This window comes from Streptomyces sp. NPDC054932 (assembly GCF_053610205.1).
In genome coordinates this window covers 1-25417 of record NZ_JBSGXU010000025.1, presented here as the reverse complement: position 1 = coordinate 25417, position 25417 = coordinate 1, and the positions used below count along the sequence as shown (strand labels likewise).

The following is a 25417-nucleotide window of genomic DNA, read 5'->3' as shown; positions in this document are numbered from 1 at the left end:
TGGGACCTGCATGTCCCTGCTCAACACACCCGACGCGCTCCCCTCGCTTGCCTCCCGGCACGAGGGGTTTTTTGTTGCACTGGCACAGAGTCGAATCCGCGTAAAACCCTCAGCTTCGAGAAGAGAATGCCGATGACCGAGCAGGCCACCGGGGCCCACCATCCGCAGCCGCGGCCCCGTTCCGGCGGACAGCAGTCCGCCGCAGTTGAGCACGTCACGGGTGCGCAGTCCCTCATCCGCTCTCTCGAAGAGGTGGGGTGCGACACCGTTTTCGGGATTCCGGGAGGTGCCATCCTCCCCGCGTACGACCCGATGATGGACTCGAAGAAGGTCCGTCACATCCTGGTCCGCCACGAGCAGGGGGCCGGTCACGCCGCCACCGGCTACGCGCAGGCCACCGGCAAGGTCGGCGTCTGTATGGCCACGTCCGGCCCGGGCGCCACGAACCTCGTCACCCCGATCGCCGACGCGCACATGGACTCCGTCCCGCTCGTCGCGATCACCGGCCAGGTCTCCTCCAAGGCCATCGGCACCGACGCCTTCCAGGAGGCGGACATCGTCGGCATCACGATGCCGATCACCAAGCACAACTTCCTGGTCACCAAGGCCGAGGACATCCCGCGGACGATCGCCGAGGCCTTCCACATCGCGGCCACCGGCCGTCCCGGCCCGGTCCTGGTCGACATCGCCAAGGACGCCCTGCAGGCGAAGACCACCTTCTCGTGGCCGCCCGCCCAGGACCTCCCCGGTTACCGGCCGGTCACCAAGCCGCACGCCAAGCAGATCCGCGAGGCCGCCAAGCTCATCTGCCAGGCCAAGCGCCCGGTCCTGTACGTCGGCGGCGGCGTCATGAAGTCCGGCGCGACCGCCGAGCTGAAGGTCCTCGCCGAGCTGACCGGCGTCCCGGTCTGCACCACCCTGATGGCGCTGGGTTCCTTCCCCGACAGCCACCCACTGCACGTCGGCATGCCGGGCATGCACGGCAGCGTCACCGGCGTCACCGCGCTGCAGAAGTCGGACCTGCTGATCGCGCTCGGCACCCGCTTCGACGACCGCGTCACCGGCAAGCTGGACAGCTTCGCCCCCTTCGCCAAGATCATCCACGCGGACATCGACCCGGCCGAGATCGGCAAGAACCGCGCGGTCGACGTCCCGATCGTCGGTGACGCCCGCGAGGTCATCGCCGACCTGATCCAGGCCGTCCAGGCCGAGCACACCGAGGGCAACGCGGGCGACTACACCGCCTGGTGGAACGACCTCAGCCGCTGGCGCGACACCTACCCGCTGGGCTACGACCTGCCCGCGGACGGCAGCCTCTCCCCGCAGCAGGTCATCGAGCGGATCGGCGCGCTCGCGCCGAAGAGCACGATCTTCGCGGCCGGCGTCGGCCAGCACCAGATGTGGGCCTCGCACTTCGTCAAGTACGAGGAGCCCCGCACCTGGCTGAACTCCGGCGGCGCCGGAACCATGGGCTACGCGGTCCCGGCCGCGATGGGCGCCAAGGTCGGCATGCCCGAGCGCACGGTCTGGGCGATCGACGGTGACGGCTGCTTCCAGATGACCAATCAGGAACTGGTCACCTGCGCCCTGAACAACATCCCGATCAAGGTCGCGATCATCAACAACGGCGCGCTGGGCATGGTCCGCCAGTGGCAGACCCTGTTCTACAACCAGCGGTACTCCAACACCGTTCTGCACGCCGACGAGACCGGTCACGACACGGTCGGCTCCCAGCTCGGCGAGTCCATCGCGCCCCGCAAGGGCACGCGCGTCCCGGACTTCGTCAAGCTGTCGGAGGCCATGGGCTGCGTGGCGCTGCGCTGCGAGGACCCGGCCGACCTGGACAAGGTCATCGCCGAGGCCAACGCGATCAACGACCGCACCGTCGTGATCGACTTCATCGTCCACGAGGACGCCATGGTGTGGCCGATGGTCGCCGCCGGCACCTCCAACGACGAGGTCATGGCAGCCCGGGGCGTCCGTCCCGACTTCGGCGACAACGAAGACGACTGAGCCGAGAGAGCCCGAGAGAGAGAACGCCTCACATGTCCAAGCACACGCTCTCCGTCCTGGTCGAGAACACGCCCGGCATCCTCGCCCGGATCGCCGCCCTGTTCTCCCGCCGCGGGTTCAACATCGATTCCCTCGCGGTCGGTGTCACGGAGCACCCCGACATCTCCCGCATCACCATCGTCGTCAACGTCGAGGACCTCCCGCTGGAGCAGGTGACCAAGCAGCTGAACAAGCTGGTCAACGTGCTCAAGATCGTCGAGCTGGAGTCCCACAACGCCATCGAGCGCGAGCTCGTCCTGGTGAAGGTCCGCGCCGACAACGAGACCCGGTCGCAGATCGTCGAGATCGTCCAGCTGTTCCGCGCCAAGACGGTCGACGTCTCCCCGGAGGCCGTGACCATCGAGGCCACCGGCGGCTCCGACAAGCTCGGCGCGATGCTCAAGATGCTGGAGCCCTTCGGCATCAAGGAGCTCGTCCAGTCCGGCACGATCGCCATAGGGCGTGGCGGCCGGTCCATCACGGACCGCAGTCTGCGCGCGCTCGACCGCAGCGCCTGACCCGCCCGGCCCGGCACCGCGGACACGTGAGCCGGGTCGGACACGCCCTGCTCGCATAGCGAGACCGAGAAACTCAGATTCCGTTCCCCGCCGTACGGTGGGAGCAACACCAGCGCACCAAGGAGATATCCCAGTGGCCGAGCTGTTCTACGAGAACGACGCCGACCTGTCCATCATCCAGGGCCGCAAGGTCGCGGTCATCGGTTACGGCAGCCAGGGCCACGCCCACGCGCTGTCGCTCCGTGACTCCGGCGTCGACGTCGTCGTCGGTCTGAAGGAGGGCTCGAAGTCCAAGGCCAAGGCCGAGGAGCAGGGTCTGAAGGTCGTCCCCGTGGCCGAGGCCGCCGCCTGGGCGAACGTCATCATGATCCTGACCCCGGACCCGCTGCAGGCCGAGATCTACGAGGAGTCCATCAAGGAGCACCTCGAGGAGGGCGACGCGCTCTTCTTCGGTCACGGCTTCAACGTCCGCTACGGCTTCATCAAGCCCCCGGCCAACGTGGACGTCGCCCTGGTCGCCCCGAAGGGTCCGGGCCACCTGGTCCGCCGCCAGTACGAGGAAGGCCGCGGCGTGCCCTGCATCGCCGCCGTCGAGCAGGACTTCTCGGGCAACGCCTTCGCCCTCGCGCTCTCCTACGCGGCCGGCATCGGCGGCACCCGCGCCGGCGTCATCAAGACCACCTTCACCGAGGAGACCGAGACCGACCTGTTCGGTGAGCAGGCCGTCCTCTGCGGTGGTGCCTCCGCGCTGGTCAAGGCCGGTTTCGAGACCCTGACCGAGGCCGGCTACCAGCCGGAGATCGCGTACTTCGAGTGCCTGCACGAGCTGAAGCTCATCGTGGACCTCATGTACGAGGGCGGCCTGGAGAAGATGCGCTGGTCGGTCTCCGAGACCGCCGAGTGGGGCGACTACATCACCGGCCCCCGCGTCATCACCGACGCCACCAAGGCCGAGATGAAGAAGGTCCTCGCGGAGATCCAGTCCGGCGAGTTCGCCAACACCTGGATGGCCGAGTACAAGGCCGGTCTGCCGAAGTACAACGAGTACAAGAAGGCCGACGAGGCCCACCTGCTGGAGACCACCGGCAAGAAGCTGCGCAAGCTGATGAGCTGGGTCGACAGCGACGAGAGCTGATCCTGTGTCGGCGGGGCCGGGACGCTTGCGGCCCCGGCCCCGCCGTGCATCACCGGGAGTCGCCGCGGCCGCCCGCGAGGCCGGGGTGCCGGGGGTGCGGAAGCATCCGGAATCCGGCCTTCCTGAGCGCGGCTTGTCCACCTCGGCCAACCACGGATGGGTGATCCTTCCGTACAGGCGGAAATCCGGACCGTCAGCGCCACTACACTGCTCAACACATACGCGTCAGGCCCACAGTGTCGTGCGTCTTCCACGCGGCTACCCCCTCCACCGCCTGCGGCCGTCGGGACGGCCGTCCGCACTGGACTTGTGAGGACCCACGTGAGCTCGAAACCTGTCGTACTCATCGCCGAAGAGCTGTCGCCCGCCACCGTGGAGGCGCTCGGCCCGGACTTCGAGATCCGGCACTGCAACGGCGCCGACCGCGCCGAGCTGCTGCCCGCGATCGTCGACGTCGACGCGATCCTCGTCCGCTCCGCCACCAAGGTCGACGCCGAGGCCATCGCCGCGGCCAAGAAGCTGCGGGTCGTCGCGCGCGCCGGTGTCGGTCTGGACAACGTGGACGTCTCCGCCGCCACCAAGGCCGGCGTGATGGTCGTCAACGCGCCGACCTCGAACATCGTGACCGCGGCCGAGCTCGCCTGCGGCCTGCTCGTCGCCACCGCCCGCAACATCCCGCAGGCCAACACCGCCCTGAAGAACGGTGAGTGGAAGCGGAACAAGTACACGGGTGTCGAGCTCAGCGAGAAGACCCTCGGTGTCGTCGGCCTCGGCCGCATCGGCGTCCTGGTCGCGCAGCGCATGTCGGCCTTCGGCATGAAGGTCGTCGCGTACGACCCCTACGTACAGCCCGCGCGCGCCGCCCAGATGGGCGTCAAGATGCTGGCGCTGGACGAGCTCCTGGAGGTGGCCGACTTCATCACCGTGCACCTGCCCAAGACCCCCGAGACCCTCGGTCTCATCGGGGACGAGGCGCTGCACAAGGTGAAGCCGTCCGTCCGCATCGTCAACGCCGCCCGCGGCGGGATCGTGGACGAGGCCGCGCTGTACACGGCCATCAAGGAGGGCCGCGTCGCCGGCGCCGGCCTCGACGTGTACGCCAAGGAGCCCTGCACGGACTCCCCGCTGTTCGAGCTCGACCAGGTCGTCTGCACCCCGCACCTCGGCGCGTCCACGGACGAGGCCCAGGAGAAGGCCGGTGTCTCGGTCGCCAAGTCGGTGCGCCTCGCGCTCGCCGGTGAGCTCGTGCCGGACGCGGTCAACGTCCAGGGCGGCGTCATCGCCGAGGACGTCCGTCCCGGCCTGCCGCTCGCCGAGAAGCTCGGCCGCATCTTCACCGCCCTCGCGGGCGAGGTCGCGGTCCGCCTCGACGTCGAGGTCTGCGGCGAGATCACCCAGCACGACGTCAAGGTGCTGGAACTCTCCGCCCTCAAGGGTGTCTTCGAGGACGTCGTCGACGAGACCGTCTCCTACGTCAACGCCCCGCTGTTCGCGCAGGAGCGCGGCGTCGAGGTCCGTCTGACCACCAGCTCGGAGTCCCCGGACCACCGCAACGTGGTGACCGTGCGCGGCACCCTGTCGGACGGTCAGGAGGTCTCGGTCTCCGGCACGCTCGCGGGCCCGAAGCACCTTCAGAAGATCGTGGGCGTCGGCGAGTACGACGTGGACCTGGCGCTCGCCGACCACATGGTCGTCCTGCGCTACACCGACCGCCCCGGCGTGGTCGGCGCCGTCGGCCGCGTGCTCGGCGAGGGCGGTCTGAACATCGCGGGCATGCAGGTCGCCCGTGCCGAGGAGCACGGCGAGGCGCTCGCCGTCCTGACCGTCGACGCCCCGGTGCCGGCGAACGTCCTCGCGGACATCGCCACCGAGATCGGCGCCGTCTCGGCGCGCACGGTCAGCCTCGCCTGACCGGCACCACGCAGGCGAAGGGCCCGGGGGAGACCCCGGGCCCTTTCGCGTTCGGGCGGCCGTGCCGCACCGATCAGTTGTACGTCGCCTCGTGGACGCGGGCCCCGGGAGCACCGGCCGGTTCCGCCGCGGGCGGGGCGGGGGTTTCGATGCCCCGCATCAGAGCCGCTGCGAGCACGGCCGCCCCGAGCAGCAGCGTCGTACCGCCCCAGGCCGCGTACTGCATGCCGTGGACGAAGGCATCCCGGGCCAGGGCCAGCACCTGCTCGCCGGCCGGCCCGCCGAGGCGGTGGGCGGTGGCGACGGCCCCGCCCAGGGTCTCCCGTACCGCGGGCTCGGAGTCCGCCAGGTCGCTGCGGTAGACGGCGGTGCTCAGAGTGCCGAGCAGGGCCATCCCGAGCGCGCCGCCGAACTCCTGGCCGGTCTCCAGCAGGGAGGCGGCGGACCCGGCCTTCTCCGCGGGGGCCGACGCCAGCGCCATGTCGGACACCAGGGACATCACGGTGACGATGCCCGAGGCCAGTACCCCGGCGCCGATCAGCAGCAGCCACAGGGAGTCGGTCCCGACCAGGCCGATCAGGGCGAACCCGGCGGCGGCGAGGGCGAAAGCGCCGGCGATCACGTAGCCCCGGTCCAGCTTCTGGGCCAGGGCTGCGCCGACCGGGGCCGCGGCGCCGATGACGATCGAGGGGGCGAGGCTCCACAGGGCGGCTTCCAGGGGGCCCATCCCGAGCACGGACTGCAGGTACTGGGTGGTGAAGTAGGCCGAGCCCATCATGGCGAAGGCGGCGATGGTGTTCAGGCCGATGCCCGCGCCGAATCCGCGGCCCTGGAACAGCGCCCGACCCACCATGGCGTCGTCACGGGTGCGCAGGCGGCGGACGAAGACGTGTCCGAAGGCCAGGCCGGCGGCGAGACAGCCCAGGTAGAGGGGTTCGAAGCCCTCGGCGGCGATCTCCTTGAGGCCGTAGACGACCGGCAGCACGGCGGCCAGGGACAGCGGGACGCCCAGCAGGTCGAAGCGGCCGGGGGCCGGGTCCTTGAACTCCGGGACCAGTACCGGGACCAGGACCAGCAGGAGCAGCATCGCGGGCACGTTGATCAGGAAGACCGAGCCCCAGTGGAAGTGGTTCAGCATCACTCCGCTGAGCACCGAGCCGAGGGCGATCCCGCCGGTCATGGCACCGGACCAGATGGCGATGGCCCTGCCGCGCTGCCGGGCGTCCTGGAAGAGGTTGCGGACGAGGGCCAGCGTGGAGGGCATCAGGGTGGCGCCCCCTATGCCGAGCAGTACGCGGGCCGCGATCAGCATCTCGGCGCTGGTTGCGCAGCCGGCGCCGACCGAGGCGAGGCCGAAGGCGGTCGCACCGATCAGCAGCAGCTTGCGGCGGCCGATCCGGTCGCCCAGCGAGCCCATCGTGATGAGCAGGCCGGAGAGGGCGAAGGCGTAGCTGTCGAAGATCCAGAGCTGCTGGGTGGCGCTCGGGTCGAGCTGCTCGGTGATCGCCGGGATGGCGAAGTAGAGGACCGAGACGTCCATCGAGACCAGGAGCAGGGGCAGCAGCAGGACGGTGAAGGCGGTCCATTCGCGGCGGCCGGCGAGTCGCGCTGTGGCGGCGGGGTTCGTCATGAGCAGGAATGTACAGTCGTCTTAAACGCTTGTCTATGACGAATGTATAGAACTGCTGTCTAGGACGCTTGTCTTGCTACCGTGTGGCCATGGGACATCGCGAAGATCTGCTCGAAGGCGCCAAGAAGTGCCTGATCGAGAAGGGGTTCGTGCGCACCACCGCGCGCGACATCGTCAGCGCCTCGGGGACCAACCTGGCCTCCATCGGCTACCACTACGGCTCGAAGGACGCCCTGCTCACCCAGGCATTCATCGGCCTGATGGAGGAGTGGGGCGCGGTCTTCCAGTCCGGACTCGACGGCGAGGGCGGGTCGTTGGAGCGGTTCCGCGCCCTGTGGGAAGGGGTGCTGGCGCAGCACGAGAAGTCGGGTCCGGTCTGGGCGGCCAGCCTGGAGGTGGCGCTCGGCCGCGACCAGCGGCCGGAGTTGAGGTCGATGCTCGCCGCCTCGCAGGCCGAGGGACGCCGGGGGCTGATCTCGATGCTCACCGGCACACCGGAGGACCAGCTCGACGAGCGGGACGTGCGCACGCTGGGCGGCTTCTACCAGGCGCTGCTGAACGGCCTGATGATCCAGTGGCTCTTCGATCCGGAATCGGCGGCCACCGCGGAGGAGTTCACCGAGGGCATGCGCCGGGCCGCAGAGGCGATGACCCGCTCGCAGACCCGGTGACCGGAGCCGGAACCACCGCCGGGCGCGCCCCGTCCCATCGCCGAATCGGCCCTGGGCGAGGGGGAGTCACCGTGGTGAGAGCGGGGGCGGGAGCGCGGGCAAGGGCGGCCCGCCCGGGAGGCGATGACCGTCAGCGTCACGGCGGGCCACGGAAGTTGTGACGGCGGTGTGGCCGTGGACGTCCTGGAGGGTGTCGGCGTGGTGGTGCCGGCCGGCCGGATCCTGCCCGGCGCCCCCTGGAGCCGGGCACGCTCTGCGATGCGATGCTGCAGGCGCAGACCGTGCGGATCGTGCTGAGCCGGCCGGTGGGCGACCGGATCGTCGTCGATGCCGCGACGGGCAGGGCGCTGGAGGAGGGCCGGGACGGCTGACCGCCGGACTCAGGCCAGCCGGGAGGCCTTGAGGGCCATGTGGAGCAGCAGGCGGTCCTCGCCCTCGTCCAGGTCGAGGCCCGTGAGCTGCTCCACCCGGGCGAGGCGGTAGTAGAGGGTCTGGCGGTGGATGCCCAGGGCCGCCGCCGCGCGGCCCGCCTGCCCGGCGCAGTCCAGGAAGACCTCGGCGGTGCGGGCGAGTTCGCGGTGGGCCGGGGTCAGCAGGGTGCGGGCGGCGGGGTCGTCCACCGGGTCGGCGGCGAGGGTCGCCAGCAGCCGGTACGGGCCGATCGCCGACCACTGGGCGACCGGGCCGAGCCGGGGCTGGGCCACGGCCGCCCGGGCGGCGGCGACGGCCTGCTCCCAGGCGGCGGGCAGGTCCGCGAGGCCCCGTACGGGGTCGGCGACGCCGGCGGTCACCCGGTGCGCGGGGGCCGCGGCGCCCCCGGCCGCCCCCGACCCCGTCGGGTCCGCCGTGCGCGGCAGCAGCCGGGCCACCGCCGCCAGGGCCGGGGTCAGCGCGTCCGTCGAGCGCAGCCGGAGCAGTACCGCCAGGGCCGGGTCGCCCGCGGGCTCCGCCCCGGGCCCGGAGCCGGCGGCACCTCCCGGTTCGCCCCCGGCCCGCCGCGGTACGACGCACACCGCCGCCGCGCCCGGTACCGACGCCGGAGCCTCCCCGGGCCACGGCGCCACGCAGACCGCCGCGTGCAGCCCGTCCCCGCCCGGGCCGAGGGCGGCGCGCAGCGCGGTCACCGCCATGTCCTGCTGCCAGCCCCGTCCGGCCGTGAGCACCGCCAGGAACTCGCGCGACAGGTCGGCCCCCGCCTTCGCCTCCTCGGCGAGCAGCACCCCGATCCGCTGGGCCACCTCCATGGCCGCGTCCAGGGCCGCCGGCTCCGGCCCGGGCTTGCCGGGCTCCTGGTCGAGGAGCCACACGTAGCCCTGCACGATGCCCCGGTAGCGCACCGGAAGGCAGATCCGCCCCCGGAGCACTCCCGCTGCGGGCGCCGCTGGGATCCGGACGGGCCCGGTGGCGCGGGCGATGCCGAAGCCCTCGAACCAGGACCGGACGGCGGCCGTGGACTGCCGCGTCAGGATCGAGCGGGTCCGCACCGGGTCCATGGCGAGATCGTCGTCGCTGTCGTGGGCGCCGAAGGCGATCAGCCGGAAGTCGCGGTTCTCCAGGGTCGCCGGGGCGCCGAGCAGCGCGGAGATCTCGTCCACCAGGTCCTGGTAATCGCCCTTCACGCGGACATTCTCCCACCCCGGGACGGCCCCTTCAGACAGATGTATGAGATCCGGGACACGGATGCGTGACAGCTGTCGATGGCAGAGGATCAAAGCGATCCTTAGGTTTCACGGTGGTTTTAATTGCGCTTTTCTTCTGCCACCCGCTGGAGGTGCCCCCGTGCTGGGTCCCGTGATCCTCGCCGCTTCGCGCAGCGACAAGATGCGTCGTATCGTCTCTGCCGCCCCGGTGACCAAGCCCGTGGTGAATCGGTTCATCCCCGGCGAGACCGTCGATCAGGTCATCCCGATCGTCGAGGAACTCACGCAGGCCGGCCTCGAGGTCACCCTCGACGTCGTGGGCGAGGACATCACCGAGGTGGAGCAGTCCTACGCCGCCCGTGACGCCTACCTCCAGCTCATCGAGCGCCTCGCGGAGCTCGGCCTCGGCGAGAAGGCCGAGATGTCCGTGAAGCTGTCGATGTTCGGCCAGGCGCTGGAGGGCGGCCACGAGCTCGCCCTCGCCAACGTCCGCCCGGTCGTCGAGGCCGCCGCCGCCATCGGCACCACCGTGACGCTCGACGCCGAGGACCACACCACCCTCGACTCGATGTTCGCGATCCACGAGGAGCTGCGCCGGGACTTCCCGCAGACCGGCTGCGTGATCCAGGCGTACCTCTTCCGCACGGAGGCCGACGCCCGCCGCCTGGCCGCCGCCGGCAGCCGCGTGCGCATCGTGAAGGGCGCCTACAAGGAGCCCGCCGAGGTCGCGTACCAGGACAAGGCGGAGATCGACAAGGCGTACGTCCGGATCCTGAAGACCCTGATGGACGGCGAGGGCTACCCGATGATCGGGTCGCACGACCCTCGCCTGATCGCCATCGGCCAGGAGCTCGCCCGCAAGGCCGGGCGCAAGCTGGACGAGTACGAGTTCCAGATGCTGTACGGCATCCGCAGCGAGGAGCACCTGCGGCTCGCCGCCGAGGGGCACCGGATGCGCGTCTACACCGCGTACGGGACGGACTGGTACGGCTACTTCATGCGCCGCCTCGCGGAGAAGCCGGCCAACCTGCTCTTCTTCGTCCGCTCGATGATCACCAAGAACTAGCCAAGAACTAGGTCAAGGAGTTACCAGCCCCATGGATGCTGTGACCCAGGTCCCCGCTCCGGTCAACGAGCCGGTCCACTCGTACGCCCCCGGCACCCCGGAGCGCACGCGGCTCGAAGCGCAGCTCAAGCAGCTGTCCGAGAACCCGATCGACCTCCCGATGACGATCAACGGCGTCAAGCGGATGGGCGGCGGCGAGCGCTTCGACGTGGTCCAGCCGCACGACCACAAGTCGGTGCTCGGCACCTACGCGAACGCCACCGGGGCCGAGGCGCAGGAGGCGATCGACGCCGCCCTGGCCGCCGCCCCGGCCTGGCGCTCGATGTCCTTCGACGACCGCGCCGCGATCATCCTGCGCGCCGCCGAGCTGCTGTCCGGCCCGTGGCGCGAGAAGCTCGCCGCCTCGACCATGCTGGGCCAGTCGAAGACCGCGCAGCAGGCCGAGATCGACACCCCGTGCGAGCTCGTCGACTTCTGGCGCTTCAACGTCCACTTCGCCCGCCAGATCCTGGCCGAGCAGCCGGTCGCGAACTCCGCCGGCGTGTGGAACCGCAGCGACCACCGCCCGCTCGAGGGCTTCGTCTACGCGATCACGCCGTTCAACTTCACGGCCATCGCCGGCAACCTGCCGACCGCCCCCGCCCTCATGGGCAACGTGGTCCTGTGGAAGCCGTCCCCGACGCAGACCCACTCCGCGATCCTCCTCATGGAGCTCCTGGAGGAGGCCGGCCTGCCCAAGGGCGTCATCAACCTGGTGACCGGCGACGGCATCGCCGTCTCCGAGGTGGCCCTGAACCACCCCGAGCTGGCCGGCATCCACTTCACCGGCTCGACCAAGACCTTCCAGTACCTGTGGAAGACGGTCGGCAATAACATCGAGAAGTACAAGTCCTACCCGCGCCTGGTCGGCGAGACCGGCGGCAAGGACTTCGTCGTCGCGCACCCGTCCGCGGACCGCGCCGTCCTGAAGACCGCCCTGACCCGCGGTTCCTTCGAGTTCCAGGGCCAGAAGTGCTCGGCGTCCTCGCGCGCCTACGTCCCGGCCTCGATCTGGAACGACGGCTTCAAGGAGGCCTTCGCGGCCGAGGTCGACGGCATCACCATGGGTGACGTCCGCGACCTGACCAACTTCATCGGCGCCGTCATCGACGAGCGGTCCTTCGCCAAGAACAAGGCCGCCATCGACCGCGCGATCGCCGACCCGACCTGCGAGATCATCGCCGGTGGCACCTACGACGACTCGGAGGGCTACTTCGTCCGCCCGACCGTCATCGCGTGCACCGACCCGGAGAACGAGGTCTTCACGACCGAGTACTTCGGCCCGATCCTCGCCGTGCACGTCTACGAGGACGCGAACTTCGACGCGATGCTCGCGCAGATGGAGTCCGTCTCGGCGTACGCCCTGACCGGCTCGATCATCGCGGCGGACCGTTACGCGGCGGCGGACGCGATGGAGAAGCTCCGCTTCGCGGCGGGCAACTTCTACATCAACGACAAGTCGACCGGCGCCGTGGTCGGCCAGCAGCCCTTCGGCGGCGGCCGCGCCTCGGGCACGAACGACAAGGCGGGCGCCGCGTCGAACCTGATGCGCTGGACCTCCACCCGCTCCATCAAGGAGACGCTGGTGGCGCCGACCGAGTACGGCTACCCCCACATGGGCTGACCTGCCCGCCCCCGCTGAACCCCGCCCCCGTTCCGGTACCCCCAAGTCCGGAGCGGGGGCGGTTCCATTCCGCCGACCGGCAACACCTGTTAGCCTGGCGGCAGTTGTCGTGTACGGCGACACGCTCCAGTACTCGGGCCCGGTTACCCGAGGGAGCCGAGGGCTCTGACGAGTTCCCGTACGGGGTGGGATGTTTGCCAGGAGATACGAGACCTCTACGCGTCCGTGCCGGGACGACGCCCGGGGAGACGTATGTCCAGGCGCACCGACAACCGCCACCGCGTGGCGACGATCTGCCGTGAGGCCACCGGGCTCGCACACCACACCTGCATGCAGTGGGCCGCCGACGGGCTGATCACCCGCCGTCGGCCGGTACCCGATGCCGCCGACGAGCAGCAGCGGACCTTCGAGGCCCTGGTGCTGGCGGAGCTCGCCGACGGGCTCCGCGAACAGGAACGACGCGACGGAGCCCTCCTCGGCTTCACCCGGGCCCGTCCCGAGCCGGCCTGCCTGACGCTGTCGTTGCACCCGGCGATGGCCGACCGGGTCCTCGCCACGCTGCTGCCCCGGCTCGACGAGCACCACGGCGGTCTGCGCGGTGTGCCGGGGCTGCGGCTCGTTCCGATGGGCGGGACATGGGTACTGACCCGGGTCCAGGGCCGTGCCGCGATCCATCTGGTCCATCCGGACGCCGGCTGGCGGCCCGCCCTGCCGGAGCACGGCGACGGACTCACGCAGCTGTGGCGGCGCCACCGTCACCGCATGCACCCCGCCGAGGCGGCCGACTGGGAGCAGCGGTCCGGGGCGGGGCACGACCACGACGGCGTCCCGGCGCAGAACTGCCTGAACAGCAGGCTGCTCAGGCGCCCCCTGCTGCTGGGCGCCGCCGGGGCCGCACACGGTTCGGCGAACGTTTACACCCACGGGGGAGGGGACGTCGTCGTCGAGTGGTGCTGCTCCGTGGAACGGTCCGACCTGGAGCACCGGCTGCGGCGCAGCGGCCTCGCGGAACGGCTCGACGGCGGCCCGGCACGGGAACGGGAGCGGGACCGACCGTGGTTCCCCGGCGAGATCGTGATGGGCGGCGGGTTCGTCACCCTGCGGCGCGGGCCCTGCTGTGCCGCCACCGCCACCCCGGAAGCGGGGGTGCGCTGATGCTGCTCGCTGCGATCGTGACGGCGGCCGTGCTCGGGGTCAGCAAGGTGGTGCGTGACTGGCTGATCCTGCGGCAGGTGCGGGCGGCCATGGAGGCGGGCACGTCACAGGACCGGGTGCGGATCGGGATGCGGCTCGCGGAAGCGCTCGGCGGCGGGCAGTCCGGGCCGCCCCCGGAGCCGCCCGCCGGGGAGGGGGTCACACCTCCACGATGACCTGGTCCAGGGACTTGCGGACGAGGTCCGGGACCTCGCAGTCGTCCGCCGGGTAGCCGACCGGGATGACCGCGAAGGCCTTCTCGTTCTTCGGGCGGTCCAGGACGTGGCTGAGGAAGCGCATCGGGCTGGGGGTGTGGATCAGCGCCGCCAGACCCGACAGGTGGAGGGCGGACAGGAGCATGCCGACCGCGATGCCGACCGACTCGTCCACGTAGTAGTGCTTGCGCTTGGTGCCGTCCGGGCCGAGCCAGTAGCGCTGCTGGAAGACCACGATCAGCGCCGGGGCGTCCGTCAGGTGCGTCTTCACGGCGTCCGTGCCGATGGGGCGCAGGGCGGCGAGCCATTCGTCGCCGAGGCGGCCGTCGTAGGACAGCTGCTCCTCCTGCTCGGCGGCCGCGCGGATCTGCCGGCGCACGGCCGGGTCCTTGACCAGGACGAAGGTCCACGGCTGCTGGTGCGCCCCGGACGGTGCGGTCGCCGCGCAGGCGATCGCGTCCCGGACCGCCTGGCCGGGCACCGGGTCGGGGGAGAAGTGGCGTACGGTCCGCCGCTCGTCCATCCGGGTGCGCAACTCGGCGGCGCGCGCCAGGGATTCGTGCTGCGGCATCCGCTCGGGCCGGTAGGGGGCGGGGCGGTACGGCTGGCCGTGGGTGGGGTTCCACTGCTGGGTCTGAGGCGACATGGGGCGAGTGTGCCGAGCCATTGGTCCAGACCGCCAGAGCCGTGTCGGCCGATTCCGGCCGGTGAACGGCGTCCGGCGTCCGCAATGCGGTCCTTGGTACGGTCGCGGGACGGGCGACCGGGACGCGGAGGCCGCCCGGGCGCCCTGATTTCCGCACCCGGCGCACCGACCGACTGGAGAAGTGATGGACCTGCGCGTCGCCCACACCGCCGAGCTGACCGGCGACGAGCTCCGCACGATCCGGTCGCTGCTCGATGACGCCTTCGAAGGGGACTTCGCCGACGAGGACTTCGAGCACGCGCTCGGCGGCATGCACGTCCTGATCGGCATGGACGGCCGGCTCGCCGCGCACGGCAGCGTCGTGCAGCGGCGGGTCCTGCACCGGGGGCGCGCCCTGCGGACCGGGTACGTCGAGGCCGTGGCCGTACGCGCCGGGCTGCGGCGCCGCGGCCTCGGCGGGCAGGTCATGGCCGAGCTCGAACGGATCGTCGCGGGGGCCTACGTACTGGGCGCGCTGTCGGCCTCCGAGGAGGGGGCCGCGCTGTACCTGGGCCGCGGCTGGCAGGTGTGGGGCGGGCGGATCGGCGTGCTCGCGCCCGACGGGCCGGTGCGCCTGCCCGACGAGGAGGGCTCCACCTACGTGTGGGCGCCGCCCGGCGGGATCCGGCTGGACCCCGCCGGGCGGCTCGACTTCGACTGGCGGGACGGGGACGTCCTGTAGTCACGACCCCGAGATGCTGGGCCCGCCCGATTCGATGTGGCCCGTGTAGCGGCGCGACCAGGTGCCGTCCGAATCGGCCAGGATCGTGAAGTCGTACCAGCCGTTGCTGTGGGCCACGGCGTTGAAGTAGTCCTCGCGCGAGGAATTCGCCGGGACCGCGTAGGTCCACGGGCCGTCCGTGCGGTAGGCGTTCGAGCGGATCGTGAAGGTGACGGGGGAGCCGGAGGCGTTCTTCATCCTGAAGTAGACCGCCGTCTTCCCGGTGCCCGGCTCGATCGCGAAGCGGGCCGCGACCTCGATGTCCTTGCCGGGCTTCGACGCGTCGCCGATGAAGCGGCGCAGGAAGCGGTTCGGCCCGTGCATCGAGATGTTGTACTTGCCGGAGCCGTGGCCGAGCCCGATGTTGAAGTAGTCGCTGCCGGTGGCGCCCGCATCGACGGTGTACTGCCAGGCCGCCGTGTCCCGGTGCTGGTGCGGGTGGATCGAGAAGTGCGCGGCCTGCTTCGCCTCGGCCCCCTGGTTGCTCATCGAGAACCAGGCCAGGATCTTGCCGGCCGCCCCGAACTCGAAGCGGTCCAGGTTGCCGTTCACCTGGTACGGCAGGGCCCGCGCGGGGCGGGTGCCGGGCTCCTGCGCCGGGAGGGCGTTGTCCTGCGGCACCGGGTTGGGGAGCGGGGCGCAGGTCGACTGGCCGATCACCTTGGCGGTGGACGGGAGGCCCGCGGGGACCCCGTAGACCGGGTGCGCGAAGTCGAAGACGCCGGTCAGGTCACCGACCACCTTGCGGCGCCAGGCGCTGATGTTCGGACAGGTGGCGGGGGTGCCGAGGGCGGCCGTCCACTTCTCCATGAACCGCAGCACCGAGGTGTGGTCGAAGACCTCCGAGCTCACCCAGCCGCCGCGGGTCCACGGGGACATCACGATCATCGGGACGCGGAAGCCGAGCCCGATCGGGGTGCCGTCGATGTACTCGCCGGGGGTGCCGGGCGGGGCGACCGGCGGCGGGACGTGGTCGAAGAAGCCGTCGTTCTCGTCGTAGTTGAGGAAGAGGACGGTGGAGTCGAAGACCTCGGGGTTCGCCGCGAGCGCGCGGTGGACCAGGTCCACGAAGTGCGCGCCGTCGCCGGGCGGGGCGTACGGGTGTTCCGAGAAGGCCTCGCTGGCCACGACCCAGGAGACCTGGGGGAGGGTGCCCGCGACGACGTCGGCGCGTATGGCGGCGGCGATGTCGTCCGGGGTGGAGCCGGTGACCCGGGGGACCGAGCCCATGCCCCGGTCCCACAGCGGATTGCCGGGGGCCGCGTCCGTGAACTTCTTGAAGTAGGCGAGCCCGTTGTCCCCGTAGTTGTCCTGGGCGTTCTGGTAGACCTTCCAGGTCATGCCGGCCCGCTGGAGGGCCTCCGCGTAGGTCTCCCAGGTCAGCCCGGACTCGTCGCCGCCGTCCTTGCTGGAGGCGTCGATCCTGCCGCTCCACAGGAAGGTGCGGTTCGGTCCGGTCGCGCTGAGGGTGGAGCAGAAGTACGCGTCGCAGATCGTGTAGTTGTCGGCGAGGCCGTAGTGGTAGGGGATGTCCCCCCGGTCCAGGTGGCCGAGGGTACGGGTGTTGCCGACGCCGAGGACCCAGTTGTCCATCCGGCCCTTGTTCCAGGCGGCGTGCTGCGAGGTCCAGCTGTGCGGGAGGTCGCCGTTGCACTGGGCCAGGGTCTCGCCGTCCACCCCGCCCGCCGGCGGGGTGGCGGACAGCTTCCAGGGGTACTGACGGCCGCCCCAGTTGGGCTGGTTGAACATGCCCCAGCCGCCCGGGATGTTGCCGGCGGCGCGGTCACCGAACCCCCGGACGCCCTTCAGCCTGCCGAAGTAGTGGTCGAAGCTGCGGTTCTCCTGCATCAGGATCACCACGTGCTTCACATCGGTGATGGTGCCGGTCGCGGCGGCCGCGGCCGCCGTCGTCGGCGTGATCGCGGGCAGGCTGGCGCCCGCCACGAGCCCGGCGCCGATTCCCACGAAACCTCTGCGGCTGATCGGTGTCACTGGCCTCTCGCCTCCAACTCAAGTGCCCCGCTGGCACATCGACGGCAAGAGTGGCGGCGCCGGGGTCAAAGGTCTACATCCGTGCGGTAAGAGTTCGGTGAACATAGGGGTGGCTGGAATCAGCCGTCGGTCCGGACCAGCATCTTGCCCAGATTGTCACCGCGGAGCATGCCCAGAAATGCCTCCACCGTGCGGTCGAAGCCCTGGACAACGGTGGTGTCGGTGCTGATCCGGCCGCTGCGCAGATGCGGCACGAGGAACTCCTCCAGCTCCTCCTGCAGATTGGTGTGATTGCGAACCAATACCCCTTCCAGTCGAAGCGACTTGTGTACGACCTCGAAGAGGTTGCGGGGCGCGGCCAGCGAACGGTCCCCGTTGTACGTCGAGATCGCGCCGACCCAGGCGATCCGCCCGTACTCGCGCAGCGCGTCGATCGCGCCCTCCAGGTGGTCCCCGCCGACGTTGTCCACGTAGACGTCGATGCCGTCCGGGGCGGCCTGCGCGAGCTGCTCGCCGACCGGGCCGTCGTGGTGGTCGAAGGCCGCGTCGAAGCCGAGCACGCCGGTGAGGTGGCGGACCTTGGCCGCCGATCCGGCGCTGCCGATGATCCGCCGGGCGCCCAGCAGCCGGGCGATGTGACCTGTGGCCGTGCCGACCCCGCCCGCGGCGGCGGAGACGAAGAGGTCCTCGCCGGCCCGCAGGGCGGCGGTACGGGTGAGGGCGGCGTACGCGGTCAGGCCGGTGCCGCCGAGGATCGAGAGGTACGCCTCCAGCGGGACGCCGTCATGGACGCGCAGCCTGCGCGTCCCGTCCACCCCGAGGGTGACCAGGGCGTGGGTCCGCCAGCCCGCCCGGTGGAAGACCAGGTCGCCCTCGGCCAGCCCCGGGTCGCGTGAGGCGATCACCCGGCCCACCGAGCGGCCCTCCAGCGGGGTGTTCAGCTCGAAGCCGCCCTCGCCGCCGTCCATCAGGCCGCGGTGGTACGGGTCCACCGAGAGCAGGAGGTTCTCCACGAGCGCGGTGCCCGGCCCCGGATCCGGGACCGGAAAGGCGGCGAGGGTGAAGTCCCGGGCGGTGGGGAAGCCGGTCGGGCGGGCGATCTGGTGGACGGCATGAGCGGTGTTCGTGGTCATGGGCCCGACGCTAGGGAGGAATCAGCGGCCCGGGCAGAGGGTTGCGTTCATGGAAGCTGCACATCCATGAACGCCGCTCATAGAACGAGGTGGAAGCGCCCATGGCGGGAAGCACTGCCGACCTGCTGCCCCAGGAACTGCGGATCCTGGTCGCCGTCGCCGAGAGCGGCGGCTTCTCCGCCGCCGGAGCCGCGCTCGGCCTCACCCAGTCGGCCGTCTCCCACTCCGTGCGCGGCAGCGAGGCCAAGGTCGGCGCGGTGCTCTTCGAGCGCGGCCGCGCCGGCGCGGCGCCCACCCCGGCGGGGGAGCGGGCCGTCGCCCTCGCCCGCCGGATCCTGCGGATGTACGAGGTCCTCGGCGCGGAGGTCCGCAGCGCGGGCCGGGGCGCGGTGGAGGGCGTACTGCGGATCGCGGCGTTCCGCAGCGCGGCCCTGCACCTGCTGCCGCCCGCCCTGGAGCGGCTCACGGCCCGGCACCCGGGCATCCGCCCCGAGGTCCGCGTGGTGCGCGAGATCGGCGCCGGCACGGCCGGGGAGGTGGCGGCGGGCCGCGCCGACCTGGGCATCGCCACGCTGGGCGGGTCGCAGGAGGTGCCGCCCGGCCTGCTGACCGGGGTGCTCGCGCAGGAGGCGTACCACCTGGTCCACCCGGCCGGGCATCCGGACCCGAAGGCTCTGCCGCTGATGGACTGGGACGAGAACTGCGGCTCCTACACACGCTCCTGGTGGCGGGCCCAGGACTGGATCCCGCGGGCGACGGTCACGGCGGAGGACGACGCGATGGTGCTGACCATGGTCGGCCGCGGGCTCGGCATGGCGATCATGCCCGAGCTGTCCCTGAGGGAGGCGACCGAGGCGGTCGGCATCACCGGTCTGGGCCCCGGGGGGCCGGTGAGGCAGGTGGGATACGTCACTACGGCGGAATTGGCCTCATCTCTCGCCGTACGTGCTCTGATCAGGGAACTTCGATCCAGCAAGGGCTGAAACGGACCGCTGGGAGGGGGCCTTCCGAAGGGGTTGGCGTCTCAGATAGTAGGAAGCCCGAGTAATTGCCGAGACATACAACGGGACCTGCCCTAGCTTTGTAGAAGCCGAACGTCTCGCCGATCAGGCGAATGGCGGTCGAGAGCGCGCGCCCCTGGCAGGCAACCCCTGCGGCGCACTGCTCCCCGCCTCTTCCGGCGCCTTGAAGGAACCCCTTATCCGTGGCCCCGCCACGCCGTGATCTCAAGGAGTCGATCACCATGACCGCTTCCACCGCCACCCGCCGCGTCCGCCACACCTCCGCCTCGGCCGACGACCGCAAGAACGCCGCCGCCGCTCTCCAGCGGGCCCTCGACCGCCGTGACAACGGCGGCTCGACCGGCCACTGACCAGCGCCGCCCGGGACATTCTGCGTCCAGATGGTGGACGCGGAATGTCTGAGGGCTGGGACACGGAGTACGGTTCCGTCATGTCGACCAGCATCAATCTCGCAGTGATCCCCGGTGATGGCATCGGCCAGGAAGTCGTGGCTCAGGGACTCAAGGTCCTTACCGCGGTCCTGCCCCAGGATGTGAAGCTGGAGACCAGGCAATACGATCTCGGCGCCCAGCGCTGGCACCGCACCGGTGAGACCCTCCCGGACGCGGAACTCGAAGCCCTCAAGCACCACGACGCGATCCTGCTCGGCGCCATCGGCGACCCCTCGGTCCCGTCCGGCGTGCTGGAGCGCGGCCTGCTGCTGAAGCTCCGCTTCGCCTTCGACCACTTCATCAACCTGCGCCCGTCCAAGCTGTTCCCGAACACGGCCACTCCGCTCGCCGGCCGTCCGGACATCGACTTCGTCGTGGTCCGCGAGGGCACCGAGGGCCCGTACACCGGCAACGGCGGCAGCCTGCGCACCGGCACCCCCGCCGAGGTGGCCACCGAGGTCAGCATCAACACCGCGTACGGCGTCGAGCGCGTCGTCCGTGACGCGTACGAGCGGGCCAACGCCCGCCCCCGCAAGAAGCTGACGCTCGTCCACAAGAACAACGTCCTCGTGTACGCGGGCCACATGTGGAAGAACATCTTCGACAAGGTCGGCCAGGAGTACCCCGAGGTCACCACCGACTACCTGCACGTCGACGCCGCGACGATCTTCTTCGTCACGCAGCCCGAGCGCTTCGACGTCATCGTCACGGACAACCTCTTCGGTGACATCCTCACCGACCTGGCCGCCGCCGTCACCGGCGGAATCGGCCTCGCCGCCTCCGGGAACATCAACCCGACCGGCGCCTTCCCGTCCATGTTCGAGCCCGTCCACGGCTCGGCCCCGGACATCGCCGGCACCGGCAAGGCCGACCCGACCGCGACGATCCTCTCCGTCGCCCTGCTGCTGCGCCACCTGGGCCACGAGGCCGAGGCCGTCCGCATCGAGGACGCGGTCACCGCCGACCTGGCGGAGCGCGACGGAACCTTCCGCTCCACCGACGCGATCGGCGACGCCCTCGCCGCTCGAGTAGCCGGCTGACCCGGCAGCTCCACCTCAGGAAGCCGCCGGGTCACAAAGGGACCCGGCGGCTTTTCCTGCGCGGCCCCGGGTGCCACCATCTCCCCTGGGCCGCTGTCCCCGCTTCTCCGAAGCCTGCCCGCGCGCGATAATCGAACGCGAGGCCGCGGAATGCGGGGAAGCTCGGACGTCCTAGTACGCCGTGAGCGCGGTCCGCCATACACAACCGGTGAAGGACAAGCACTCATGACGACGCCCACGATCGAGCTCAAGCCCTCCTCGAACCCGCTGTCCGATGCGGAGCGCGAGGCGATCCTGGCCAGCCCCGGCTTCGGCCGCCACTTCACCGACCACATGGTGACGATCAAGTGGACCGAGGGCCGCGGCTGGCACGATGCCGAGCTGGTCCCGTACGCGCCGCTCGCGATCGACCCGGCGAACATGACGCTGCACTACGCGCAGACGATCTTCGAGGGCCTCAAGGCCTACCGCCAGCCCGACGGCACCGTGGCCACCTTCCGCCCCGAGGCCAACGCGGCGCGCTTCCAGTCCTCCGCCCGCCGCATGGCCATGCCGGAGCTGCCGACCGAGCTCTTCATCGAGGCCTGCGACGCGCTGATCAAGCAGGACCGCGCCTGGGTGCCGGACTCCGGTGAGGCATCCCTCTACCTGCGGCCGTTCATGTTCGCCTCCGAGGTCGGCCTCGGCGTCCGCCCGGCCAACGAGTTCCTCTTCATCGTCATCGCCTCGCCCGCCGGCGCCTACTTCCCCGGCGGCGTCAAGCCCGTCTCCGTCTGGCTCTCCGAGGACTACGTCCGCGCGGTCAAGGGCGGCACCGGCGCGGCCAAGACCGGCGGCAACTACGCGGCCTCGCTCGTCGCGCAGGCCCAGGCCGCCTCGCACGGCTGCGACCAGGTGGTCTGGCTCGACGCCGTCGAGCACCGCTGGATCGAGGAGATGGGCGGGATGAACCTGTACTTCGTGTACGGCGACCGCATCGTCACCCCGGAGCTCACCGGCTCGCTCCTTCCCGGCATCACCCGCGACTCGCTCCTCACCATCGCCCGCGACCTCGGCTACACCGCCGAGGAGGGCCGCCTGACCACCGAGGACTGGCAGCGCGACAACGCCGAGGGCACCCTCACCGAGGTCTTCGCCTGCGGCACCGCCGCCGTGATCACCCCGGTCGGCTCGGTCAAGTCCGAGGGCGCCGACTGGACCCAGGGCGACGGGCAGCCGGGCCAGGTCACCATGCGCCTGCGCAAGGCGCTGCTGGAACTCCAGACCGGCCACAGCGCCGACACCCACGGCTGGATGCACCCGCTGGGCTAGCCCCACGGCGCCACCCACGTACGCAGGCCCGCACCCCGGATGCTCCGGGGCGCGGGCCTGCGCGCGTACGGGGGACCTCAGGCGTTCGCCGGCTCCTCGGCGGCCGCCGCCGGGGCCGCAGCGGAGGCACGGCGGGCGGTGAGCGCGGCGTACACGAGCCCGCCCGTCAGGCCGGAGAGGACGAAGGAGCAGTCCACGCCGCCGGTGAGGGCGAGCAGCGGGCCCTCGTAGAAGGGGGTGGTCACCGCGAGCAGGCCGATTCCCGCACCGATCGCCCAGGAGGCGGTCGCCGCGAGGTTCCAGCCGGAGCGGTACCAGTAGATCCCGCCCACCGAGCGGCGGTTGAAGACCTGGAGCGCGTCGGCGTCGTAGCGCCCGCGGCAGCGCACGTACCCGATCAGGGTGATCACGGCCCACGGGGTGCCGATCGCGGTCAGCACCAGTACGAACGAGGTCATCGCGGACTGCACGTCCCACTCGAAGGAGCCGATGAACACGAAGGCGGTGGCGACGGCCGCGGCGACCAGGGTGGCCGTGGTCCGGGTGGCCCGGGGGACGATCGCGTCGAGGTCGAGGCCCATCGAGTAGAGCATCAGCCCGGCGTTGCCGACCGAACCGCCCGCGGCGGCGGCGAGCAGCGGCACCAGGTACCAGAAGGGCGCGGCCCCGACCAGCGGACCGGCGTACTCGGCCCCGGCCCGGGCGGCGAGAGCCGTGTAGGTGCCGAACAGCTGCGGGACCAGCAGGCCGAAGAGCAGGCCGAGACCGGTGGCCCGGAGCACCTTGCGGGAGCTGTGCCGGCGCGGGGAGATGTAGCGGGTGTAGTCGCCGAGCAGGGTGATGAAGGCGACGGGCCCGCTGAGCCCGGCGGCCACGGCCGCGAGGATCCAGGTCGGCCAGAAGGAGCCGAGCAGGTACGGGGTCTCCGGCGGGGCGGCGGTGGTGAAGTTCCCGGAGTACGCGAAGACGCCCACGGCGAGCAGTACCACCATGCCGATGGCCAGGATCTTGCTCATGCGCAGCAGCAGCCGGTAGCCGAAGACGGCCGCGACGACGGTGCACACGGCCAGTACGCCGTACATCACGCCCCGCGAGGCGCCGGTGTCCGGCAGCCCGGTGAGCCGGGCGAGGACGCCCACCATCACATCGCCGCCGATCCACAGGGTGAGTGCGGTGTAGCCGAGGGAGAGCAGCAGGCCCACCACCGAGCCCACGAGCCGGCCGCGGACGCCGAACTGTGCGCCGCTGGAGGTCGAGAGGTTGGTCGCGGTGCGCAGGGAGACGAGCGCCAGCGGCGCGGTGAAGGCGATACCGACGAGCGTGCCGGTCACGATGGCGGTGACCGAGGGCCACAGCCCCAGTCCGAAGGACGGGGGCAGCCAGCCGAAGACGATCACACCGAGGCACAGGTTGGAGCCGAGCAGGATCGAGATCAGGTCACGGGGACCACTCGTCCGCTCGTCCTCGGGGATGGTGTCGACTCCGCGCTGTTCGATGGGCATGGGGGACTCCCTTGGCAGGGCGGGGGGTGGTTGCGCTTGTGTTTGAGCGACACTCAATGTGACTCAAGGCCTGCTCCCAGGTCAATGATTCCCTGCAAGGAAATGAAGAGTTAGAGTGATGCTCTAACCCATCGACTCAAGAGGTGGTGGATCGGCGTGCGGCTGACCCCTACGGAGCGCGACCGGCTGCTGCTCCGCAGCGCTGCGGAACTGGCCAGGGCCCGGCGGGCCCGTGGCCTGAAACTCAATGTCCCGGAGGCCACCGCGCTGATCGCGGACACGGTCTGCGAGGCCGCGCGCGACGGCAAGCGGCTGGCCGAGGCCATCGAGGAGGCCCGCAGCGTGCTGGGTCCCGGCGATGTCCTGCCGGGCGTCGCCGACGTGGTCACCGAGGTGCACGTGGAGGCCGTCTTCGACGACGGATCCCGTCTCGCGGTGGTCTCGTCCCCCATCCAGGGCGCGGTCCCGCTCGGCGACGACGCCCCGGGCGCGATCGTCCCCGGCCCGGGCGCCCCCCAGCCGGAGCCGGCCCTGCACCTGCACGTGCGCAACACCGCCGCCGTGCCGGTGAGCGTGACCTCGCACTTCCACTTCTTCGAGGCGAACCCGCGGCTCGACTTCGACCGGGCCGCGGCCTACGGGATGCGGCTGTGCGTTCCGGCGGGCTCGTCCGTACGGTTCGACCCCCACGGCGAGGGCGAAGTGGGCCTGGTCCCCATCGGCGGCGACCGCATCGCGATCGGTTTCGCCGGGCTGGTCGACGGGCCCCTCGACGCGCCAGGGGCCAAGGAAGAAGCCCTTCGGCGCGCCGCGGCCTGCGGCTACCTGGGCGCCCCCGACGAGAACAGCCCGGAAGGGACGACGGCATGAGCAGGCAGACACCGCACACCGATCACAGCGCGCACTGTGCGCCGGGCGGCCGGCACATCGATCCGCACGAGTACGCGGCCGTGTTCGGTCCGCGGGCGGGGGACCGGGTGCGGCTCGGGGATTCGGGGCTGACCGTCCGGGTGGAGTCGGACGCCCAGAGGCCGGGGGACGAGTTCCTGGCCGGTTTCGGGAAGACGGCGCGTGACGGTCTGCACCTGAAGGCGGCCGCGGTCCGCGGGACGTGCGACGTCGTGATCAGCAATGTGCTGGTCATCGATGCCGTGCTGGGCATCCGGAAGGTGTCGATCGGTATCCGTGAGGGCCGGATCCATGCGATCGGCCGGGCCGGTAATCCGGACACGCTCGACGGCGTCGACGTGGTCGTCGGCACCGGCACCTCGATCGTGTCGGGCGAGGGGCTGATCGCCACCGCCGGCGCCGTCGACACCCACGTCCACCTGCTCTCCCCACGCATCATGGAAGCCTCGCTCGCCGCGGGCGTCACCACGGTCATCGGCCAGGAGTTCGGCCCCGTATGGGGTGTCGGCGTCAACTCCCCGTGGGCGCTGAAGCACGCCTTCAACGCCTTCGACGCCTGGCCCGTGAACATCGGGTTCCTGGCCCGCGGTTCCTCCTCGAACGATGCTCCCCTGGTCGAGGCCCTCGCCGAGGGCGGTGCGTCCGGGTTCAAGGTGCACGAGGACATGGGCGCGCACACCCGGGCGCTGGACACGGCGCTGCGGGTGGCGGAGGAGTTCGATGTGCAGGTCGCTCTGCACAGTGACGGTCTGAACGAGTGTCTCTCGGTGGAGGACACCCTGCGGGTGCTGGAGGGGCGGACCATCCATGCCTTCCACATCGAGGGCTGCGGTGGCGGGCACGTCCCGAACGTGCTGAAGATGGCCGGTGTCCCGAATGTCATCGGGTCCTCCACCAATCCCACGCTGCCCTTCGGCCGGGACGCGGTCGCCGAGCACTACGGCATGATCGTCTCCGTCCATGACCTCAAGCCCGA

22 protein-coding genes are annotated in these 25417 nt (G+C 71.0%); 16 read left to right on the top strand and 6 right to left on the bottom strand.

What is annotated here, in order from left to right; all coding sequences use genetic code 11:
* Window positions 1-126 precede the first annotated feature (126 nt).
* The 4 genes from ACWGE1_RS10065 (at window position 127) to serA (ending at window position 5616) form a co-directional block, all read left to right on the top strand.
* Complete coding sequence (locus ACWGE1_RS10065; RefSeq protein WP_314244265.1) at window positions 127-2013, top strand: acetolactate synthase large subunit; 1887 nt, start codon at window positions 127-129, stop codon at window positions 2011-2013.
* 32 nt (window positions 2014-2045) lie between these two features.
* Window positions 2046-2570, top strand: coding sequence for an acetolactate synthase small subunit (gene ilvN / locus ACWGE1_RS10060; protein WP_030010002.1), 525 nt, complete (start codon window positions 2046-2048; stop codon window positions 2568-2570).
* A gap of 133 nt (window positions 2571-2703) precedes the next feature.
* The gene (gene ilvC / locus ACWGE1_RS10055) at window positions 2704-3705 is read left to right on the top strand and encodes a ketol-acid reductoisomerase (RefSeq protein ID WP_453420050.1); all 1002 of its coding nucleotides are present in this window, start codon (window positions 2704-2706) and stop codon (window positions 3703-3705) included.
* Between the two features lie 321 nt (window positions 3706-4026).
* The gene (serA, locus tag ACWGE1_RS10050; RefSeq protein ID WP_453420049.1) at window positions 4027-5616 is read left to right on the top strand and encodes a phosphoglycerate dehydrogenase; all 1590 of its coding nucleotides are present in this window, start codon (window positions 4027-4029) and stop codon (window positions 5614-5616) included.
* A gap of 73 nt (window positions 5617-5689) precedes the next feature.
* Here serA and ACWGE1_RS10045 read toward each other — a convergent pair whose 3' ends face one another.
* Window positions 5690-7246, bottom strand: a complete 1557-nt coding sequence (locus ACWGE1_RS10045; RefSeq protein WP_453420048.1) for an MFS transporter — start codon at window positions 7244-7246, stop codon at window positions 5690-5692.
* An 89-nt stretch (window positions 7247-7335) separates the two neighbouring features.
* Here ACWGE1_RS10045 and ACWGE1_RS10040 point away from each other — a divergent pair, with 89 nt between their 5' ends.
* On the top strand, window positions 7336-7917 hold the full coding sequence (locus tag ACWGE1_RS10040) for a TetR/AcrR family transcriptional regulator (protein WP_453420047.1): 582 nt from the start codon (window positions 7336-7338) through the stop codon (window positions 7915-7917).
* 380 nt (window positions 7918-8297) lie between these two features.
* Here ACWGE1_RS10040 and ACWGE1_RS10035 read toward each other — a convergent pair whose 3' ends face one another.
* The gene (locus ACWGE1_RS10035) at window positions 8298-9536 is read right to left on the bottom strand and encodes a PucR family transcriptional regulator (RefSeq protein WP_453420046.1); all 1239 of its coding nucleotides are present in this window, start codon (window positions 9534-9536) and stop codon (window positions 8298-8300) included.
* A 160-nt stretch (window positions 9537-9696) separates the two neighbouring features.
* Here ACWGE1_RS10035 and ACWGE1_RS10030 point away from each other — a divergent pair, with 160 nt between their 5' ends.
* The 4 genes from ACWGE1_RS10030 (at window position 9697) to ACWGE1_RS10015 (ending at window position 13656) form a co-directional block, all read left to right on the top strand.
* Window positions 9697-10623, top strand: coding sequence for a proline dehydrogenase family protein (locus tag ACWGE1_RS10030; protein ID WP_453420045.1), 927 nt, complete (start codon window positions 9697-9699; stop codon window positions 10621-10623).
* Window positions 10624-10654: 31 nt separating this feature from the next.
* The gene (pruA, locus tag ACWGE1_RS10025) at window positions 10655-12286 is read left to right on the top strand and encodes an L-glutamate gamma-semialdehyde dehydrogenase (protein ID WP_453420044.1); all 1632 of its coding nucleotides are present in this window, start codon (window positions 10655-10657) and stop codon (window positions 12284-12286) included.
* A gap of 252 nt (window positions 12287-12538) precedes the next feature.
* On the top strand, window positions 12539-13441 hold the full coding sequence (locus tag ACWGE1_RS10020; RefSeq protein WP_453420043.1) for a hypothetical protein: 903 nt from the start codon (window positions 12539-12541) through the stop codon (window positions 13439-13441).
* Entirely contained in the window at window positions 13441-13656 is a 216-nt protein-coding gene (locus tag ACWGE1_RS10015; protein WP_453420042.1) for a hypothetical protein, read from the top strand. Before ACWGE1_RS10020 ends, ACWGE1_RS10015 begins: the two co-directional genes overlap by 1 nt.
* Here ACWGE1_RS10015 and ACWGE1_RS10010 read toward each other — a convergent pair.
* On the bottom strand, window positions 13640-14341 hold the full coding sequence (locus ACWGE1_RS10010) for a nitroreductase family protein (protein ID WP_453420041.1): 702 nt from the start codon (window positions 14339-14341) through the stop codon (window positions 13640-13642). The genes ACWGE1_RS10015 and ACWGE1_RS10010 overlap by 17 nt on opposite strands.
* A 184-nt stretch (window positions 14342-14525) precedes the next feature.
* On the opposite strand from ACWGE1_RS10010, the gene ACWGE1_RS10005 reads away from it, so the two are divergent.
* Window positions 14526-15062 (top strand): GNAT family N-acetyltransferase, encoded by a 537-nt coding sequence (locus tag ACWGE1_RS10005; RefSeq protein ID WP_453420040.1) that lies wholly within the window; start codon window positions 14526-14528, stop codon window positions 15060-15062.
* Here ACWGE1_RS10005 and ACWGE1_RS10000 read toward each other — a convergent pair whose 3' ends face one another.
* Together ACWGE1_RS10000 and ACWGE1_RS09995 are read right to left on the bottom strand one after the other, a co-directional pair.
* Entirely contained in the window at window positions 15063-17093 is a 2031-nt protein-coding gene (locus ACWGE1_RS10000) for a phosphocholine-specific phospholipase C (protein ID WP_453420039.1), read from the bottom strand.
* A 119-nt stretch (window positions 17094-17212) separates the two neighbouring features.
* A complete protein-coding gene (locus ACWGE1_RS09995; protein WP_453420038.1) occupies window positions 17213-18226 on the bottom strand; it encodes an NADP-dependent oxidoreductase in 1014 nt (337 codons plus the stop codon).
* 101 nt (window positions 18227-18327) lie between these two features.
* Between ACWGE1_RS09995 and ACWGE1_RS09990 the strand changes: the two genes are divergently transcribed.
* The 4 genes from ACWGE1_RS09990 to ACWGE1_RS09975 all read left to right on the top strand — a co-directional run bounded on the left by ACWGE1_RS09990 (window position 18328) and on the right by ACWGE1_RS09975 (window position 22030).
* Entirely contained in the window at window positions 18328-19209 is an 882-nt protein-coding gene (locus ACWGE1_RS09990; RefSeq protein WP_453420037.1) for a LysR family transcriptional regulator, read from the top strand.
* 260 nt (window positions 19210-19469) lie between these two features.
* Complete coding sequence (locus ACWGE1_RS09985; protein ID WP_266379422.1) at window positions 19470-19598, top strand: hypothetical protein; 129 nt, start codon at window positions 19470-19472, stop codon at window positions 19596-19598.
* Between the two features lie 80 nt (window positions 19599-19678).
* The gene (locus tag ACWGE1_RS09980) at window positions 19679-20719 is read left to right on the top strand and encodes a 3-isopropylmalate dehydrogenase (protein WP_453420036.1); all 1041 of its coding nucleotides are present in this window, start codon (window positions 19679-19681) and stop codon (window positions 20717-20719) included.
* Between the two features lie 225 nt (window positions 20720-20944).
* Entirely contained in the window at window positions 20945-22030 is a 1086-nt protein-coding gene (locus ACWGE1_RS09975; protein ID WP_453420035.1) for a branched-chain amino acid aminotransferase, read from the top strand.
* 77 nt (window positions 22031-22107) lie between these two features.
* Here ACWGE1_RS09975 and ACWGE1_RS09970 read toward each other — a convergent pair whose 3' ends face one another.
* Window positions 22108-23532: a cytosine permease gene (locus ACWGE1_RS09970; RefSeq protein WP_453420034.1), complete on the bottom strand. Its 1425-nt coding sequence runs from the start codon at window positions 23530-23532 to the stop codon at window positions 22108-22110.
* A gap of 156 nt (window positions 23533-23688) precedes the next feature.
* Here ACWGE1_RS09970 and ureA point away from each other — a divergent pair, with 156 nt between their 5' ends.
* Window positions 23689-24402, top strand: coding sequence for an urease subunit gamma (gene ureA / locus ACWGE1_RS09965; RefSeq protein WP_453420033.1), 714 nt, complete (start codon window positions 23689-23691; stop codon window positions 24400-24402).
* A partial coding sequence (locus ACWGE1_RS09960) for an urease subunit alpha (RefSeq protein WP_453420032.1) occupies window positions 24399-25417 on the top strand: 1019 nt, incomplete at its 3' end. The genes ureA and ACWGE1_RS09960, both read left to right, overlap by 4 nt.

What these genes read in the sequence shown, in the direction of transcription:
- ACWGE1_RS10005 (WP_453420040.1), top strand. Translation starts at nt 14,526, where the DNA reads ATGGACCTGCGCGTCGCCCACACCGCCGAGCTGACCGGCGACGAGCTC.
- ACWGE1_RS09980 (WP_453420036.1), top strand. Translation starts at nt 19,679, where the DNA reads ATGTCGACCAGCATCAATCTCGCAGTGATCCCCGGTGATGGCATCGGC.
- ACWGE1_RS10040 (WP_453420047.1), top strand. Translation starts at nt 7,336, where the DNA reads ATGGGACATCGCGAAGATCTGCTCGAAGGCGCCAAGAAGTGCCTGATC.
- ACWGE1_RS09970 (WP_453420034.1), bottom strand. Translation starts at nt 23,532, where the DNA reads ATGCCCATCGAACAGCGCGGAGTCGACACCATCCCCGAGGACGAGCGG.
- ACWGE1_RS10015 (WP_453420042.1), top strand. Translation starts at nt 13,441, where the DNA reads ATGCTGCTCGCTGCGATCGTGACGGCGGCCGTGCTCGGGGTCAGCAAG.
- ACWGE1_RS10065 (WP_314244265.1), top strand. Translation starts at nt 127, where the DNA reads ATGCCGATGACCGAGCAGGCCACCGGGGCCCACCATCCGCAGCCGCGG.
- ACWGE1_RS10010 (WP_453420041.1), bottom strand. Translation starts at nt 14,341, where the DNA reads ATGTCGCCTCAGACCCAGCAGTGGAACCCCACCCACGGCCAGCCGTAC.
- ACWGE1_RS09985 (WP_266379422.1), top strand. Translation starts at nt 19,470, where the DNA reads ATGACCGCTTCCACCGCCACCCGCCGCGTCCGCCACACCTCCGCCTCG.
- ACWGE1_RS10020 (WP_453420043.1), top strand. Translation starts at nt 12,539, where the DNA reads ATGTCCAGGCGCACCGACAACCGCCACCGCGTGGCGACGATCTGCCGT.
- ACWGE1_RS09995 (WP_453420038.1), bottom strand. Translation starts at nt 18,226, where the DNA reads ATGACCACGAACACCGCTCATGCCGTCCACCAGATCGCCCGCCCGACC.
- ACWGE1_RS09975 (WP_453420035.1), top strand. Translation starts at nt 20,945, where the DNA reads ATGACGACGCCCACGATCGAGCTCAAGCCCTCCTCGAACCCGCTGTCC.
- pruA (WP_453420044.1), top strand. Translation starts at nt 10,655, where the DNA reads ATGGATGCTGTGACCCAGGTCCCCGCTCCGGTCAACGAGCCGGTCCAC.
- ACWGE1_RS09990 (WP_453420037.1), top strand. Translation starts at nt 18,328, where the DNA reads ATGGCGGGAAGCACTGCCGACCTGCTGCCCCAGGAACTGCGGATCCTG.
- ACWGE1_RS10045 (WP_453420048.1), bottom strand. Translation starts at nt 7,246, where the DNA reads ATGACGAACCCCGCCGCCACAGCGCGACTCGCCGGCCGCCGCGAATGG.
- ilvN (WP_030010002.1), top strand. Translation starts at nt 2,046, where the DNA reads ATGTCCAAGCACACGCTCTCCGTCCTGGTCGAGAACACGCCCGGCATC.